Consider the following 16,092-nt stretch of genomic DNA (forward strand, 5'->3'; position numbering starts at 1 on the left):
TGCAACCTCTTTCATCGGACGGACGGCTGATACATAATAGACGACCGGACGTCTACCAAGATGACCGCCGGTCAGAGCTCGCGCGCCGGAGCGAAGGAGATCACCAGCACGGTCTCCACGTAGAGCCACGCCAGCGTCATCAGGCCCAGGGCCGCCGCCCACGCCTGCCGCCGGGGGGCTCCGCGGTTGAGCCCGTCCTCGATCCGGCCGAAATGCAGTGCGAGCGAAGGCACCGCCACCGCGACGCCCGCGACCCCGGCGAGGACACCTCCGGCCACGTTGTGGAATCCCAGCCCCTCGGCACCCAGGGACGGGGAGAGCAGCACGTCGGCCACGGTCGGCAGCAGCAGCGCCGTGGCTGCCGCGCAGAGGAAGCCGTACCGCCGCCGGGCCACCCGTATCCACCGCAGCGCGTAGGCCGGCAGCACACCGGCGAACGCGGTCATCGTGCCCAGGACGAACTGGACGAACACACCGGTGGAGGCGCGCGCCGACACCGTGTTGGACAGCACTCCGAGAAGAACGCCCAGGGCCACCGCAGGCGTCAGGGTCAGGGCACGCGACGGGACGGCTCTGCGGCACTGGACCAGGACCAGGAGGCTTACGACCGAGCCCGCGCCGCCCGCGATGCCATAGGACCGGCCCAGGCTCGTGGGCGGAACAGGTGGCACCGTCCAGGACAGCACGGCCATGAGAGCCGTCAGCGCGAACGCCGCGCCGGTGCGCGCGACGACGCCGTTCAGGGTCATCAGGTCGGCGACGAGTTCCGGCAAGGGCACCGATCCCGGCCGGCCACCGCAGCCGCCGTCCTGGCGGCCGCAGATCCCGTACCGTACGACGACGGCCTCGGCCTGCTGGGGCCCGGCCGCCGTCTTGCGGCCTCCCTGGCGCTCGAACACACGGCTCAAGAGCACTGGGCCGGTGCTGTTCAACGCGGACCTTCCGACGGTGGAACCCCACGTCCGGCACCTCGGCGGATCCGTTTTCCGCCTCGGGCACGATGACGAACGGCCGGTTCGAAGCCGCTCCCGGCAGCGGACCGATCCTCCCCTGCCCCGAGTGGCCCGGGGACGACGCGGGAGGTGCGGCACCGTCGCAGAGGAGACGTGTGCGGCCGCCCCCGGGGTTCACTTCAGATGCCGGCGGTCACTCCGGTCCCGGTCGCGCCCCGCCCGCGCCAGGCCTCGGTGAGCGCGATGCGAGGGCTCGAGGCCACTAGTCAGTCGGTCGTATACTTTTGACATGGGACGGACGAGCGACGCCAAGAACAAGATCCTCACCGCGGCTCGGACGCTGATCGAGCAGCGTGGTTACTCGGCTCTCGGCGTGGCCGAGATCTGCAAGGCGGCAGGCGTCCCGAAGGGCAGCTTCTACTACTTCTTCGAGTCCAAGGAAACGCTCGCCCTCGCCGTGATCGACGAGCAGTGGGCTGCGGAACGGCCCGAATGGGAAGCCGTCCTGAACGACGACGCCGAGCCCCTGCAGCGGCTGCGGCGGTTGTTCGAAGGCATGCAGACACGTCAGCAGGCCGGCCAGGAGGGCTGCGGCTGGGTCCTGGGATGCATGTTCGGAAACCTCTCCCTGGAGATGAGCACCCAGGTCGACACCGTGCGCCGGCGCCTGCAGAACATCTTCGAGACGCAGGTGGGCCTGGTCACCGCGGTCGTCACCGAGGCACAGCAGCGGGGCGAGGTGACCGCGCCCGACCCGGGCGGTGTCGCCCGTGCCATGGTTGCGCAGGTCGAGGGCCAGGTGCTGTTCGCCAAGCTGCACAACGACCCGGCCCAGCTCAGCACGCTCTGGCCCAGCTGCAGCGCCCTGCTCGGCGTGCGGGACCAGCACTTGCAGGCACAGTCCTGACCTGACCTGACGCACCCGAGGCCCTCGGGACGTCCGGCCTCGCCCGTCAGCCCTGGCGTTCGCTCAACCGGTGGGCGTGCGCGGGGTACACCCCGAGGATGCGTACCTCGTCCGAGAAGAAGCGCAGTTCCTGGAGGGCGAGTTCGACCCGGGGCTCGTCGGGGTGTCCTTCGATCTCGGCGTAGAACCGGCTGGCGTTCAGCCCGGCGCCGATCTGGTAGCTCTCGATCTTGGTGAGGTTGACGGCACCGCTGGCGAATCCGCCGAGTGCCTTGTACAGCGCGCTGGGGATGTTGCGCACGTTGAAGAACAGGCTCGTCATCGTCGGTTCCGCCGTGAGCGGCAGCGGTGCGGCCTCCCGGGAGAGCACGACGAACCGGGTCGTGTTGTCGGGGTCGTCCTCCACTCCGGACCGGAGCACATCGAGGCCGAACAGCTCCGCGGCGGCGGGCGGGGCGAGAGCCGCGTGCCGGGGGTCGTTCAGCTCCGCCACCTCGCGAGCCGCCCCGGCCGTGTCGTCGCACACCAGGGTGCGCCAGCCGCCCTCCCGCAGCACCTTCCGGCACTGCCCGAGCGCATGCACGTGGCTGCGGACGAACTCCACCTGATCGGGTGTGGTGCCGGGCACCCCCATCAAGTCGAACCGGATCGCCAGGAAGTACTCGGCGACGATGAACAGCCCCGACTCGGGGAGGAGATGGTGAACGTCCGCGACCCGTCCGGCCGCGGAGTTGTCCACGGGGATCACAGCGACGTCGGCGGCGTCCAGGGTGACGGCCTCGAGGGCCTGTTCGAAACCGGTGAAGGGCAGCTCCCGGCCCGCCGGATACAACCGGCGCGCCACGGTCGAGGAGTTGGACCCGGGTTCACCCTGGTAAGCGACGGTCGTCACCGTGTCTGAGCCTTCCGCGTTGGAATGTCGCAGGCGTACGCCGTGGGCTGCCCGGCGAACCTCATGCACTGCAGTATGGGCGATGCCTTCCCGGCGGAGCGGACCCGGGTGTGCTCGTCTCAAGGGTCGGACGCGGCCGGTGGCGGTACGTGGCACGCGCGAACACACCAGATCAGGGCGGAACACCGGCCGCGCCACGGAGACTCCCGGGCGGGCCTCACCGTCGTCTGCCGACTCGGCGACACCCATCGTGGGTGCAGCCACATGTGCGGCGGGAGGCCTGGGGAGTACCGCCGTCGGGGCGACCGGAACGGCCGGCCCGACGCCGGCAGCTCAGCGTGCCTGGCCCGGGTCGTTGGGGTGCTGCTGCAGGGGGGTGACCACCGCTGTCATCCACGGCCACAGAGGCAGACTGCCGAGCACCTTCTCGCGCAGTTCCCTCTCGTCGTCCGCGCACCACACACCGATGCTGCGCAGCTCTCCCACCGGACGCCACAGCCGCAACAGATGGCCTCGGGAGGCCAGTTCCCGCGCCCGCACCGCCTCGGCGGCACGGATCCGGTCCACCTCCGCGGGATCGGTACCCTCCGGTACGACCGTCGTCAGCTCGACCAGGAATTCCCTCACGGTTCTCTCTTTCGGATCATTCCGGGGACGAAGGCCGTGCCCTCTCCCCCCGGAAACCTCGGCCGGGCCCGGCCGGGCCCGGCCGTCGCTCAGGCGGCGGCCTTCAGGGCCTTCGCGATGCGGACGACCCGCTCGGCCTGGACGGCGGCGGCGGTGCGGGTCACGTCGTCCACCGGATTGGCGCCCTGGCCGTCCACGTGGGAGGTGCCGTAGGGGTTGCCGTCCACGAACTTGTGCGGGTCGGTGAAGCCGGGGGTGACGGTGACGCCGCCGAAGTGGTGGATGGAGGTGTACAGCGAGAGCAGGGTCGCCTCCTGGCCGGCGTGCGCCGTCGCGCTGGAGACGAAGCCGCTGTAGACCTTGTCCACGAGCCGGCCCGCGGCCCACAGTCCGCCCAGGGTGTCGATGAACTGCTTGAGCTGCGCGGAGACGTTGCCGAACCGGGTCGGCGTGCCGAACAGCACGGCGTCGGCCCAGGCGACGTCCTCGGCGGTGGCCTCCGGAAGGTCCGCGATCGCCGCGTGGTGGGCGACCCAGGCCGGGTTGGACTCGATCGCCGCCCGCGGCGCCAGTTCCGCCACCTTGAGCAGTCGGACCTCGGCGCCGGCCTTCACGCCGGCGTCGTGGAGTTCCTTGGCGATCTCCGTGATCGTGCCGGTCGACGAGTAGTGGATGACCGCGAGCTTGACGGGAGTGGACACGGGAGTGCTCCGTTCACGGGGAGGGGCTTTGTTCCCACAGGGGGGAAGGTCTGTTCGAATCGCTACTAGACGACCGGTCGTCTAAATTAGGTCACAGGTCGGACCGTGTCAAACGTCCGATCGGAGTCCGTCCTGATCAGGGCGGGAAGTCGCGGGCAGTTGTGAGATGTCACACGCCGTCATACGTGTGCCGTGACAGCGCGCCCGTCCTGAGGACGGCGCCGGCGCGGAGCCGGCGAGCGGGCACACGCGAGCGCGGCAGTGCGCACCCACGTACGGAACGCAGATCCCCCGTCCGCCGCACGGACGATGCGGGCGTGCTGCGACACGTCCGCCAGACACCCAGCTTCCCAGGAGTGAAGACAACCGTGAGTCGAGTCACGCCCTTGAGTCCCTCCGCCGTACAACGCGACGGAGGCGCGCGGAGGCTCGCATGGCTTCCGGTGCCCGCCGAGGAGATCGGTGACCTGCCGGCAGACCTGACCTGTGTCCAGTGGGACGGTCACGGCGCCTGTCCCACGGACCCGGCCCGCGTCGACTTCTACGCGCCGCCGCTGACCAAGGACATCGGCGTGATCGTGCGCCCCCCCGGCACAGATGACGGGCCTTCGGGTGGTCCAGGCGCTCAGCGCCGGAGTGGACTACCTGCTGCCGCACCTCAGCCCGGAGGTCACGCTGTGCAACGCCCGCGGCATCCATGACGCCGGCACCGCGGAGATGGCGCTCACCCTGACACTGGCGGCGCTGCGCGGGGTCCCCGACTTCGTCCGCAACCAGGCCGTGGGCCGTTGGCCGGAGGGCATCCGTCCCTCGCTGTCCGGCGCCACGGTCCTCATCGTCGGCTACGGCTCGATCGGCACGGCCATCGACGAACGTCTGCGTCCCTTCGGCTGCGAGGTGAAGCGGGTGGCCAGCAGGCCGCGATGGGCCCCGCTGGGCGCGGTCCACTCCCCCTCCGCCCTGGCCAGGCTGCTGCCGTCGGCCGACGTGGTGATCCTCTCGGTGCCGCTGAACGCGGGGACGCGGCATCTGGCGGGTGCCGGCTTCCTGGCGTCGATGAAGGACGGCGCCCTGCTGGTCAACGTGGCGCGCGGCGCCGTGGTGGACACCAGGGCGCTGCTCGCCGAAGTGGAACGGGGACGGCTGCGCGCGGCCCTGGACTGGCCGATCCCGAACCGCTGCCCCCGGGCCATCCGCTGTGGACCGCACCGGGCGTCCTCATCAGCCCGCACGCGGGCGCCTTCACCTCGGCCATGCTGCCGCGCGTCAGGCAACTGCTCTCCGCCCAGTTGCACCGCTTCGCTCATGGGCAGGAGCTGCGGAACGAGGTCCTGACGGTCCCCGTCCCGGGGTGAGCGGCCTGCCGGTCAGCCCCCTGGGCCGGAAGCCGCTCCTTCGCCGGGAGGCCCGCCGACCGGATTCGCTCTACTTTGAGGTTCCGGGCCATCGGCGCGAACGCCGCACTCGAGTCCCTTCCGGAGATCCATCATGAACACACCAGCCAAGAAGGTCGCGGTGGTCACCGGTGCTTCCCAGGGCATCGGCGCCGGTCTGGTCGTCGGCTACCGCAAGCTCGGGTACGCCGTCGTCGCCACCTCCCGCACCATCGCGGCCTCGCAGGATCCCGACGTCCTCACCGTCCAGGGCGACATCTGCGACCCCGCGACCGCGGAGCACGTGACGAGCCTCGCGGTCGAGCGCTTCGGCCGCATCGACACCCTGGTCAACAACGCCGGGATCTTCGTGGCCAAGCCCTTCCACGAGTACACCCGGGCCGACTACGAGGCCGTCACCGGCGTGAACCTCGGCGGCTTCTTCCGCATCACCCAACTCGCCGTCGAGCGGATGCTCGCACAGCGCGGCGGCCACCTCGTGCAGGTCACCACCAGCCTGGTGGACCACGCCAACTCCGCCGTCCCCTCGGTGCTGGCCTCACTGACGAAGGGCGGCCTGCAGTCCGCCACCAAGGGCCTGGCCATCGAGTACGCGTCCCGCGGCATCCGCAGCAACGCGGTCGCACTGGGGGTCATCAGGACTCCGATGCACGGAGAGGACGACCACGAGACACTCGCCGGCCTGCACCCGGTCGGCAGGGTGGGCGAGGTGAGCGATGTCGTCGAGGCGGTCGTCTATCTGGAGAACGCGCCCTTCGTCACCGGTGAGATCCTCCACGTGGACGGCGGCCAGAGCGCCGGCCACTGACGCCGTGCCCGCGGCGCGGTTCAGAGCCGCGCCGCGATCCGCTCCAGTGTCCGGGCAGCACCCTCCTGCTTCGCCTCGCGGTACCCGGTGCCCGCCCACAGGTGGATCAGCCGCGTGTCCCCCGCTTCGGCGGCGGCCTTGCGCAACGGGGCGGTGAGGTGGTGCACGGCCGGATAGCCGGCCGGCGCCAGAGGGTCGTAGCGGTCCGTGAAATGGTTGCGCAGGGCCCGGGCCGGCCGGCCGGTGAAGGCGCGCGTCAGGACGGTGGTGGCGAACGCCGGATCCGCCAGGGCCTGCTGGTGCGCGGGCGACGCGCCGCTCTCCTCCGTGCGCAGCAACAGGGTGCCGATCATGGTGGCGTCGGCCCCGGCACGCAGCGCGGCCGCCGCGTCTGCGGAGGTGGCGATGCCTCCGGCCGCGACGAGCGGCAGCGCGGTGGTCCGGCGCACTCTCGCCACCAGGTCCGCCAGCGGGACCGGGTCCAGCGGTCGGTGCGGACTGAGCCTGGCCGAGTGTCCGCCGGCCGCGGACGCCTGCACGACCAGCGCATCGACCCCGGCCTCCGCTGCCCGACGTGCCTCGGCCGGCGAGGTGACGTTCTGCAGGACCGTCGTACCGGAACGCCGCAGGGCCCTGACGACCGCCTGGCCGGGGATGCCGAAGGTGAAGGACACCCACGCGACATCGCTGCCCATGACCAGATCGATCTTCTCCGCCCAGCCGTCGTCGTCCGCGACCGGCGTGCCGTGGTTCAGCCTCAGTCCGTACCGGTCGGCCTCGGGCTGCAGCGTGTGCGCGTAGCGGCGATGGTCCGCGTCCGAGATGGGCATCGGGCCACCCGCGAACAGATTGACCCCGAAGGGCACGTTCCGTGTGCGCAGCGCGTCCATCTGACCGCCCAGCGCCTCCGCGGTCCTGTACCCGCCTGCCAGAAAGCCCAGGCTGCCCACCCGGGCCGCAGCGGCGACCAGGGCGGTCGTGCCGGCCCCGCCCGCCATCGGCGCGGCCAGCACGGGCAGCTGGACGCCCGCGTCGGACAGCAGTCGGCTCATACCGGGTTCCTCCTCCGCTCGGACCGGGAACGGCGCGTGCCGTACCGGCGCCGCACCTGTACCGCGCACCCGGCACAGGTGTCACGCTAGCCAAGGCGGGTGGGCCCGGGAAATGCCGAATAGGCTGGGCCCATGCACGGCAGGCATCGACATGCCGAGAGGTGTTGACGCCCATGGAGGTCGAACTGCGACACCTGCGGGCCTTCACCGCTGTGGCACGTCTCCACTCCTTCTCCAAGGCCGCCGTGCAGCTGTCCATCACCCAGCCCGCCCTCAGCCGCACCATCGCCCAGCTGGAGGCCGTACTGAACGTCCGCCTGCTCGACCGCTCCTCACGGCAGGTGGAGGTGACCGACGCCGGCGGGGAGTTCCTGCTGCACGTGGACCGTGTCCTGGCCACCGTCGACCAGGCCCTGGCCGCCGCCCGCCGCATGGTCACGCTCCGGCTCGGCTTCAGCTGGCTGCTGCCGGCTCCATGGGCACAGGATGCCGTGGACGCCTTCCAGGCCGCCACCGGTGCCTCGGTCACCCTGCTGCGCACCGACGATCCGGTACAGGCCCTGCATCGACGGACCGTCGACATCGCCGTGATCCGCGGCGACCTTGCCGTCTCCCGGCCGGTGCGGACCGTTCATCTCTGCGACGAGGCGCGGATCGCCGTGTGCGCCCGGCGGTGCCCCCTGGCCGAACGCGGCCGGCTCGACTGGTCGGAAGTCCGGCAGTGGCCCCTGGTCGTCAACGCGGTGAGCGGCACCACCGGCCCCTGGTCCTGGCCGGAGGCGCAGCGACCGACGAGAGTCATCACCACCACGAACTACGACGAGTGGGTGGAGACCATCGCGGCCGACCGGGGTATCGGCATCGTCCCCGACGTGGCGCGACGGCGCACCCCGCACCCGGCTCTGTGCTTCATCGACCTCACCAACGCCCCGCCGGTCCCGGTCGGGCTCGCGCACCTGCCGGACGGACCGCAGAAGCTCATCCGGCGGTTCGTCGAGGCAGCCGTGGCCGCGCTCAGCTCCGCTACCGCTCCGACCAGCGGCTGAACTGCGACGATGCCGGGCGGGCATGGACGACGTACCACGGACATTTCTCGCGGACCACGAGGGTGACTAGCGTGGTGGTGTCCGCACCGTCGGCATACGTTTGTGAGAGTGGCAATGACGAGCACGGAGCTGTCCCGCCAGCAATACGCGGTCACCGTACTGGGCGGTCCCACGGCCGTGTTCGATCTGGGCGGACTGCGGATCGTCAGCGATCCGACCTTCGACCGGCCCGGTCCGCACGGCTACCTGACGAAGACGGCCGGGCCTGCCGCCGAGGAGAGCGCGCTGGGTCCCGTCGACGTGGTACTGGTCAGCCACGACCAGCATCCCGACAACCTCGACGCGCGCGGACGGACGTTCGCCGAGGCCGCGCCGCTGGTGGTCACCGGCCCCCTCGCCGCGGGCCGTCTCGGCGAGCGGGCGGTCGGCCTGCCCCCGTGGAGCTGTCACCGGGTGCCGCGGCCGGAGGGCGGCGAACTGACCGTTCTCGCGGTCCCCGCGGTCCACGGTCCCGAGGACGGGGAGCGCGACGCCGACGGCAACGTCAACTGCGAGGTCACGGGGTTCGTGCTGTCCGGAGAGGGGCTGCCCACCGTGTACGTCAGCGGGGACAACGCGTCCGTCCGCACGGTGGCGGAGGTGTCCCGCCGGGTGCCGGACATCGGCGTCGCGCTGCTGCACGCCGGAGCGGCCCGGGTCCCGGCGAAGTTCGGCGGGCGGCCGTTGTCCATGGACAGCCGGCGGGCGGCTGCGGCCGCCGCCGTCCTGGGCGCCGGGATCGTCGTGCCCGCGCACTACGACGGTTGGACGCACTTCTCCGAGGGACTCGACGAAGTCCGGCTGGCCTTCGACGAAGCAGGACTGTCGTCGATCCTGCGGGTCGCGCCGCACGGCTCCTGGGTCTCTCTGCGCCCGTGAATCGGACCGCGCCCCCGGCCGCGTCCCGAGCGGCGTGCCGCCGGGCGGCGTCTCGACAGGCGAACCGGCTCGACAGCTTACTTGACGCGGCAATTATGCTGCTCTCCGTCACCAGGCGGCACGATCGGACTCGTCGCCATCATCGCACGCGAGAAGCCAGTGGATGATCGACCAGACCCCGCACCTCTCGGCAGCCTCCCGGTCCCACCTCGACGCGTCCGTCAGCGTCGACGAAGGCCCGCATCGGCCGGCGTCCCACGCCCCGTCGAACCGCCGCCGCCGAAGACGTCGGGAGCCCTCGTCCGGGCGGCACTCCCCCGGAAGACAGCGCGGTGACACGTGAGGAACGGGAGCGGCACCATGGACGCGACAGTGCACTACTCCATCCTCGGCACCGTGCGCGCACTGCGGGGTGACACCGAACTCGACCTGGGTCCGCCGAAACGGCTGGCTCTGCTCGCCCTCCTGCTGCTGCGCTCACCAGGGCCCGTCTCAGTTCAGCGGACGCGCCGACGCCCTCGCGTGGATCACCGCCGAGCGGAACCTGCTGCCGGTCCTGGCCCAGGACCGGCGGCACGACTTGTACGGCGAGACGCTCCGGCAGCAGCTGACGTCGGCACTGGAGATGTCCCCGCAGCCGTACGGCGACTGAAGGGTGTTGCACAAGGCTGAGTGCGGGCAGGTCAGAGCGGGTGGTGGGCTCCCCGGGTCATGAGGCGAGGGCGAGGTTGTGCATGCCGGCGAGAGCCTGGACCGCGTGATGGAGACCGTCGCCCCGCCGGCGGCAGTCACGGAGGACCGTGTTGTTCCTCAGGCGGCCGATGACGTGTTCCACCCGGGGACGGACTCTGCGGTGCTCGGCGTCGTCGTCCTCCCGCGCCTGGGCAGAGGCGGCCCGGGGCGTTTGCGTGTCGCACCGCCATTCCGCAGTTGAGGTGGGCACCGTCGCCCGCACGGTCACGCTCTCGCGGTGCCGGCTCGGCCCGGACGCCCGCCAGGCACGGGTGTCCGCGCTCGTGCCCGGCACCGGACGGGGGGCCGCGATCACCAGCCGGATATCGGGGTCCACGATGACCTGCACGTTCGCCGAGAACCGGCAGTTGCGGCCGCAGGCCGCCACACTGCGGTCCCGCACCGGGACCGGCGTGCCGTCCACGATCCACAACCGGTCCCCGGCATCCGACGGGCGGCCCATGGGTTCGAGTGCGGGCAGAAAGCCCAGCCGCCGCATCGTGAGATTCGTGCGGTGGTACACCGCGACCATCAGCACCCGCTCGGCCGACGGCAGCGATCATTGCCGGGTCCGCAGCGTGCCGTTGCCACCCCGCTCCCGCACCACCTTCAACAAACCCGCGAACGGTGCCACCCGCAGCCCGGTGAACGTCTCCACCTCAGCCACTCAGCCCTTGACACCCCAGCCATGTAAGGAAGATGCCCGGCTCAGAGCCCTGTGCATCACTCTCTAGGCGAGCGCCTCGGCGGGGAACGTGCCACGGAGCTTGCGAAGTGCGTTGTGCTGACGCGACTTCACCGTGCCCGCCGGTACGCCGAGGATGTCGGCCGTCTCCTTGATCGTGCGGTCACAGAGGTAGAGATGGACGAGAACCGCCCGGTGCTCCGGCGACAGCCTGTTCAGCGCGGGCTTGGCCACCATGATGTGGTGCACCGCCTCCGTGTGCTCGGTCCCCGAAGGCGGATCGTGGTACGTGCCTCCCACAACCTCCTTGCGCCGGTGCGGTTTGCGTACCCAGTCGACCACCAGGTGACGGGTGACGGTGAAGAGCCAGCCCTTCACCGAACCCTCCATCCCGAGCAGGCGGTCCATGTTCCGCCATGCCCGGATGATCGTCTCCTGCACGATGTCCTCGGCGAGCCCGTGGTCCCCCAGCATCCTCTCCGCATACGAGACCAACCCGTCCCGATGCTCCCTCATGATGACGCCGAGAAGGTCCGAACAGGTTGTTGTCGTGGGGGGCGTAGCCATCGTTCTCCGAGCCGTCCTGGTTCTCTGTCATCCACGGTGGTACGAGGCGAGATGCAACCTCGGCCCGCGCACTGTAGACAGACAGGGGTTCCCGAAAACTGCCGCTCCTGTGACGCCGACGTGACGCGGAAGCCCCGTCGGGGACGGCACCACGTCACACCGGGCGCACGTCACACCGAGCGTTCGAAGCTGGCCCAGGCGACGTGTGACTCGTGCAGGGTGACCGCGACCTGCGAGATGCCGAGCGCGTTCTTCCCGAGCGCACCCTGGTGGATCCGGTCCACCAGACGGTCGGCGATCAGTGCCGCGAGGTACTCCGTGGAGGTGTTGACCCCCTTGAACTCTTCCTTGTCGTCGAGATTGCGGTAGTTGAGGTCATCGATCACCGACCGGAGTTCGGTGCCGGCCAGACCCATGTCGACGACGATGTTGTCGTCGTCCAGCTCACTGCGGCGGAACGTCGCGTCCACGAGGAACGTCGCCCCGTGCAGTCGCTGAGCGGGCCCGAAGACCTCGCCCTGGAAGCTGTGCGCGATCATCATGTGATCACGGACGGTGATGCTGAACACTGGATCTCTCCCCTGTCTGCGCTGTGGAAACCGCCGCGCGCTGTACGGGGCGCGCGGCGGCGGGTCCGGTCGGATACGTGCGCGGGCGCGCTCCGGGGCCAGGCGCGCGCGTCACGACGGACGCCGGGCGGAAACACATGTGAGTCATGATCCGCGCAGCGGACCGACACGGCCCCGCCGGTCTGACGAGCAACACCGGCGGAGGGCATGGAGCATACCGTCCGGCGCGGACGGCGCAGAGAGGTACCCACGGGGGACGACTCCGGTCCGGTGCGGGACCGGGTGACCGTCGTCGCGTGTCCCGCTGCTCACACCTCTCCCCTGCACATGTGCTGCCGTATCAGCCGGCTGTCAGGGCGGAGGCCGCGCACATCCGCACCGATCTGGATAGCATGCGCAGCGTCATTGATGAGAGGGAGTGAACGGTAGTGACCACCCAGTCAGCCGGCACGCTCCGATCGCGGTATGTGGAACAGGCCGCGTCGGATCTTGAGGAAAATCGCCAACGGCAGCGGGAACTGACCGAGGAGATCGCGAGGCTTCAGCAGGAAGAGGCTTTGCTGGTGGACATTCTGACGCTGGCCGAACGCTACGAGAACCTGTCGGACGCGTCGCGCCTGCCCGAGCAGGCGCAGAACCGGTCCGCGCCACGCAAGCAGCGGCGTTCGTCCGGCGCAGCCCCCGTCAGGAGCCGGGTCACGGGCGCAGCGTCCGGTCCGAAGGGGAAGTCGCACCAGCCCCTGCTCGGAGATCTCCTGATCGAGCTGCTCGGCAGCCACGACGAGCCCTGCCTGGCCCGGGAGCTGCGAGAAGAGCTCCTGCACAAGCACCCCGACCGGACGCCGACACCCCAGGTCGTACGGAACACGCTCGAGTCGCTGGTGGCCAAGGGCCGGGTCCGGCGACACCGGCAGCGGCGCTCGGTGATGTACACCCTCATCGAGCCCGAAGAGAGCGGCCCCTCCGGTACATAGCCTCCGCCGTGTTCCGCACGGACAATCATCTTTAATTTTCCGCGCAACTAAAAGTAGACCGGTCGCTCATTCTTTCGCTGTGGGACGCGGAGAAATAGCCAGAGACCGGACGGACGACAGCGGCCAGGCATTTACACTGTGGCCATGGCAGACGCGGCGACGATCAATCCCCTCGACCCCGACGAGGAAGCCTTCCTGCGGGCTCTCGGCAGGGTGATGACCTTCCTGCCCCGGGTCGTCGACGCGGACATGCTGGAGGAACACTCGATCACCAGCACCGAGTACACCGTTCTGATGCACCTCTCCGAGGTGCCGCACAACCAGATGCGCATGAGCGAGCTCGCCAATCTGTGCGGACTCTCCCTGAGCGGCATGACCAGGGTCGTGACCCGCCTCGAATCGCAGTCGCTGGTGGTCCGGCAGAAGGCACCGGACGACGGAAGGGCGTGGCTCACCGTCCTCACCAGCGCGGGCTGGGCGCAGCTGAAGCAGGCATGGCCCACCAATCTCGCGAGCGTCCGCCGCCACGTGTTCTCTCGTCTGGAGGGGTGCGACGTCGCCGCCGCCGCCAAGGTGCTGGAACGCATAGCTCCCAGCTCCTAACCGATCCGCCGCCGAGACCCCGCGTGCCCGCCGACACGCCCACGGTGCTCCCGAGCGTGCCCCTCAGGGGCGATCTCGCCGTCTGACGCGTTGTCCGCGCCGCTCTCCGCGGACACCCATGCGACGAGCCGTCCGGCCACTTCCGGCGCCGTCGGCATGACAACGATGTCGTCGCGGATCTGGGCAGCGGCAGCGGCGAACCCGGGCTCGGACAGCAGCCGGCCGACGGATTCACTGATCAGTGCGGGGTCGCCGGCGGAAGCCGGCAGGGCGATACCCGCCCCGGCGGCGGCGATGCACTCCGCCTGCTCCCGGTGTGCGGGCGACTGGGCGACGACCACGGCAGGAAGGCCACGAACCACGGCGGCGAAGGTGATCTCCGGGGCACCGTGATGAAGGACCGCGCGCACGGCCTCCCAGTCGTCGGCGGCCGGAGGCCCGACATGCACCCGCACCCGGTCCTGCGCCCACTCGACGTGCTCGACCTGCCGATCCCCCGCGGCCACCACCAGGTCGACGTCCAGCGCGGTCAACGACCGTAGCACAGGCCCGAGTTCGACCGACGTCTCGGCTTCCGTCCCGAGGTCGACCAGTACCCGTGGTCTGCCGGTGCCGGCAGGCCGGTGCGTCCGTGAACCCTCACCCCGACGCGGGGCCGCTCCCGCCCTCAGTTCGACCCGGTCGGCAGCCGGCCGCCACCCTTGGCGCTGCATACTCGGAGGGCACAGGTCCAGCAGCCAGCGGCCGGACGGCACGCGGGAGGGGGGCCGAAGACCACGGTCGGCATAACGGGAGCGCACGGTCGCCGCGAGAGCGGCGAGCTCGTCCTCCTCCGGAGCGGGTGTGGTCACCGCCACCGCACACGGCACGTCCACAGCGCCCGCGACCAACGGGCCGACCAGATCGTAGTGCTCACAGACGATCAGACTCGGCGCCCACGACTCCGCTGCCTCCAGTGCCGCGTCCGCCATGAGGTCCACACGCACGCCGGCGAACAGCTCTGCGGTCAGGTCCCGGTCCGAGGTGAACAGGATGTCCAGCCCGGCGCGGCGAGCGGCTTCGGCGGCGAGCTGGTCGGTGTCCGGGCCGCAGGGCAGCACCTCGAAACCCTCCGGCCGCAGCCAGGGCAGAGCCTCCGCCGCGGTCGCGAAGGCGACCTTGTGCCCCTGGCGGCGCAGGGCCCGCGCCAGGGGCAACAGGGGCATGAGCCGTCGGCGGACAGGATTGCTGAAGAAGAGAACGCGCACGGCGGAAAGCCTCCAGACTCGGCGTCACGACAAGCCGCTCCGGCCAACGGCCGATCTGCGGAACCTGGCCAGCTGCTGCCGACGACGACCCGGAAGACAGCATCAGTATCAGGCTGACCCAATTTAATTGCACCTACAACTATAGAGGAAATGAATCCCTTGGTCCGAAAGCCGGTGCCATTGAGCGGGGAGCCCGTGGGCACGGCTACCGGGGCGCGAACACACCGGGGGCCCGGCACTCCCTGCCCGGGCCCCCGGGTCCCGCCTGTCGGCCCCCACGACCGGCAAGCGGATCCTTCGCACGGCCTCGGCCCCATACCGTGCGGACCGTCTTCCCGGCGGACCCGCACTTCGCGATGGAACCCGCGCGGAGAGACCTCGCGCCGACCACAGCCGTGCCTGCGACGCGGTGAACGACGAGCATGCACCGCGCCAGGGATGCGCAGGCTCGTGAGCCTGCGCATGCCCGCACTCACCACACGCGCCGAGGAACCCGAAAGGTTCACATCCTTCCGGCTCCCGGCCGGAAGCGGTCGGCCCTGACGACGTGGGCGGTCGTCTCGACGACGAAGTCGTGCACCATACGGCTGAAGGCGCCCGGTTCCTCGATGTGTGCCGTTTCGGACCCGGCGGTCCGCAGCCGCGATCCGGGGACGGCCTCGTGCAGCTCCCGTGCCCGGCGGCACGCGGAGCCGGACGTGTCCCGTCCTGTGACGACCAGCGTCGGCAGCCTCACCGCCGCCAGCCCCGGTGGCACACCGGTGTGCATCGGGCGCAGGTCCTCGTCCAGCCCCGAGACGTACGCGGCCCGCCGCCCACCGTCCGGGAGGCCCTGTGCGGGACCGGGCTGCGGCGCTCCTTCGTAGAGGATGACGCCCGCCAGGCGTTCCGGCCGGTGCAGCGCGTGGTGGGCGGCCACCAGTGCTCCCTCGGCGTGCCCGAGAAGATGGACCTTCCCCGCGGACAGACGGTTGATGAGGACTTGCAGGAACCGGCTGTAGCGGTCGCGGGTGTAGCCGTGCGGATGCGAGGGGAGGCACCCCGATCCGCCGGTGCCGATGGGCTCGACGTAGACCATGGTCAGGTGCTCTTCCAGCGCCGGGACCCGCAGGTAGTCCCAGAACAGGCCGGGCCCGCCGGGATGGGCGACGCACACCGGTCCGGTCCCGTGCACGTGATAGCGCTGCGTGATGCCGCCCAGCCGGAAGGAGTGCGCGCCCGGGGCGAGCGGACCGATGACGGCTGACGGAAGATCCGGTGGGGCCACTGGGGTTCGCATGAAAGCTCCGTGTCGTGAAGTGGTGCCTCTGCCAGCGACACGGATGTCCGGGGGGTGAAAGGTTCGTTCACGGGGCTGTGAATCACGCCATGCCCGCAGGCCGCCCCGGCCGGGCGTCGGCAAACCGCATCCTCCGTG

At 70.6% G+C, this 16,092-nt stretch carries 17 protein-coding genes and 1 pseudogene; 8 read left to right on the forward strand and 10 right to left on the reverse strand.

Features of this window, described 5'->3' with window-relative positions; all coding sequences use genetic code 11:
- Positions 1-71: 71 nt before the first annotated feature.
- On the reverse strand, positions 72-899 hold the full coding sequence (locus ACFXI4_RS05870) for a Bax inhibitor-1/YccA family protein (RefSeq protein WP_384988470.1): 828 nt from the start codon (positions 897-899) through the stop codon (positions 72-74).
- 343 nt (positions 900-1,242) lie between these two features.
- On the opposite strand from ACFXI4_RS05870, the gene ACFXI4_RS05875 reads away from it, so the two are divergent.
- Positions 1,243-1,860, forward strand: coding sequence for a TetR/AcrR family transcriptional regulator (locus ACFXI4_RS05875; protein ID WP_384988471.1), 618 nt, complete (start codon positions 1,243-1,245; stop codon positions 1,858-1,860).
- Positions 1,861-1,906: 46 nt separating this feature from the next.
- Here ACFXI4_RS05875 and ACFXI4_RS05880 read toward each other — a convergent pair whose 3' ends face one another.
- From ACFXI4_RS05880 to wrbA, 3 genes are all read right to left on the reverse strand, one after another.
- Complete coding sequence (locus ACFXI4_RS05880; protein WP_362715067.1) at positions 1,907-2,752, reverse strand: prephenate dehydratase; 846 nt, start codon at positions 2,750-2,752, stop codon at positions 1,907-1,909.
- A gap of 333 nt (positions 2,753-3,085) precedes the next feature.
- Positions 3,086-3,379, reverse strand: coding sequence for a muconolactone Delta-isomerase family protein (locus ACFXI4_RS05885; protein ID WP_384988472.1), 294 nt, complete (start codon positions 3,377-3,379; stop codon positions 3,086-3,088).
- 89 nt (positions 3,380-3,468) lie between these two features.
- Positions 3,469-4,080, reverse strand: a complete 612-nt coding sequence (gene wrbA, locus ACFXI4_RS05890; protein WP_384988474.1) for an NAD(P)H:quinone oxidoreductase — start codon at positions 4,078-4,080, stop codon at positions 3,469-3,471.
- 386 nt (positions 4,081-4,466) lie between these two features.
- On the opposite strand from wrbA, the pseudogene ACFXI4_RS05895 reads away from it, so the two are divergent.
- Together ACFXI4_RS05895 and ACFXI4_RS05900 are read left to right on the forward strand one after the other, a co-directional pair.
- Positions 4,467-5,435, forward strand: a pseudogene (locus ACFXI4_RS05895) (2-hydroxyacid dehydrogenase).
- A gap of 133 nt (positions 5,436-5,568) precedes the next feature.
- Positions 5,569-6,282: an SDR family NAD(P)-dependent oxidoreductase gene (locus ACFXI4_RS05900; protein WP_384988475.1), complete on the forward strand. Its 714-nt coding sequence runs from the start codon at positions 5,569-5,571 to the stop codon at positions 6,280-6,282.
- Between the two features lie 20 nt (positions 6,283-6,302).
- On the opposite strand, the gene ACFXI4_RS05905 is transcribed toward ACFXI4_RS05900, so the two are convergent.
- Positions 6,303-7,334, reverse strand: coding sequence for a nitronate monooxygenase (locus ACFXI4_RS05905; RefSeq protein WP_384988477.1), 1,032 nt, complete (start codon positions 7,332-7,334; stop codon positions 6,303-6,305).
- 173 nt (positions 7,335-7,507) lie between these two features.
- On the opposite strand from ACFXI4_RS05905, the gene ACFXI4_RS05910 reads away from it, so the two are divergent.
- From ACFXI4_RS05910 to ACFXI4_RS05920, 3 genes are all read left to right on the forward strand, one after another.
- Positions 7,508-8,380 (forward strand): LysR family transcriptional regulator, encoded by an 873-nt coding sequence (locus tag ACFXI4_RS05910; RefSeq protein ID WP_384988478.1) that lies wholly within the window; start codon positions 7,508-7,510, stop codon positions 8,378-8,380.
- A 114-nt stretch (positions 8,381-8,494) separates the two neighbouring features.
- Positions 8,495-9,298: an MBL fold metallo-hydrolase gene (locus ACFXI4_RS05915; RefSeq protein ID WP_384988643.1), complete on the forward strand. Its 804-nt coding sequence runs from the start codon at positions 8,495-8,497 to the stop codon at positions 9,296-9,298.
- A 412-nt stretch (positions 9,299-9,710) separates the two neighbouring features.
- Entirely contained in the window at positions 9,711-9,950 is a 240-nt protein-coding gene (locus ACFXI4_RS05920; RefSeq protein ID WP_384988480.1) for a hypothetical protein, read from the forward strand.
- 57 nt (positions 9,951-10,007) lie between these two features.
- Here the strand turns inward: ACFXI4_RS05920 and ACFXI4_RS05925 are convergent, their stop codons facing one another.
- The 3 genes from ACFXI4_RS05925 to ACFXI4_RS05935 all read right to left on the reverse strand — a co-directional run bounded on the left by ACFXI4_RS05925 (position 10,008) and on the right by ACFXI4_RS05935 (position 11,851).
- Positions 10,008-10,553 (reverse strand): transposase family protein, encoded by a 546-nt coding sequence (locus ACFXI4_RS05925; protein WP_384988481.1) that lies wholly within the window; start codon positions 10,551-10,553, stop codon positions 10,008-10,010.
- A gap of 207 nt (positions 10,554-10,760) precedes the next feature.
- Positions 10,761-11,282 (reverse strand): sigma-70 family RNA polymerase sigma factor, encoded by a 522-nt coding sequence (locus ACFXI4_RS05930; protein WP_384988482.1) that lies wholly within the window; start codon positions 11,280-11,282, stop codon positions 10,761-10,763.
- A gap of 170 nt (positions 11,283-11,452) precedes the next feature.
- Positions 11,453-11,851 (reverse strand): 6-carboxytetrahydropterin synthase, encoded by a 399-nt coding sequence (locus tag ACFXI4_RS05935; RefSeq protein WP_362718579.1) that lies wholly within the window; start codon positions 11,849-11,851, stop codon positions 11,453-11,455.
- Positions 11,852-12,279: 428 nt separating this feature from the next.
- Between ACFXI4_RS05935 and ACFXI4_RS05940 the strand changes: the two genes are divergently transcribed.
- Together ACFXI4_RS05940 and ACFXI4_RS05945 are read left to right on the forward strand one after the other, a co-directional pair.
- Positions 12,280-12,825, forward strand: coding sequence for a hypothetical protein (locus ACFXI4_RS05940; protein ID WP_384988484.1), 546 nt, complete (start codon positions 12,280-12,282; stop codon positions 12,823-12,825).
- Positions 12,826-12,969: 144 nt separating this feature from the next.
- Positions 12,970-13,428 (forward strand): MarR family winged helix-turn-helix transcriptional regulator, encoded by a 459-nt coding sequence (locus ACFXI4_RS05945; RefSeq protein ID WP_362718585.1) that lies wholly within the window; start codon positions 12,970-12,972, stop codon positions 13,426-13,428.
- On the opposite strand, the gene ACFXI4_RS05950 is transcribed toward ACFXI4_RS05945, so the two are convergent.
- Together ACFXI4_RS05950 and ACFXI4_RS05955 are read right to left on the reverse strand one after the other, a co-directional pair.
- Positions 13,425-14,633, reverse strand: a complete 1,209-nt coding sequence (locus tag ACFXI4_RS05950) for a glycosyltransferase (RefSeq protein WP_384988486.1) — start codon at positions 14,631-14,633, stop codon at positions 13,425-13,427. The genes ACFXI4_RS05945 and ACFXI4_RS05950 overlap by 4 nt on opposite strands.
- A gap of 544 nt (positions 14,634-15,177) precedes the next feature.
- Positions 15,178-15,954 (reverse strand): alpha/beta fold hydrolase, encoded by a 777-nt coding sequence (locus ACFXI4_RS05955; RefSeq protein ID WP_384988488.1) that lies wholly within the window; start codon positions 15,952-15,954, stop codon positions 15,178-15,180.
- Positions 15,955-16,092 lie beyond the last annotated feature (138 nt).

The organism is Streptomyces sp. NPDC059224 (assembly GCF_042754285.1).
Classification (GTDB): domain Bacteria; phylum Actinomycetota; class Actinomycetes; order Streptomycetales; family Streptomycetaceae; genus Streptomyces.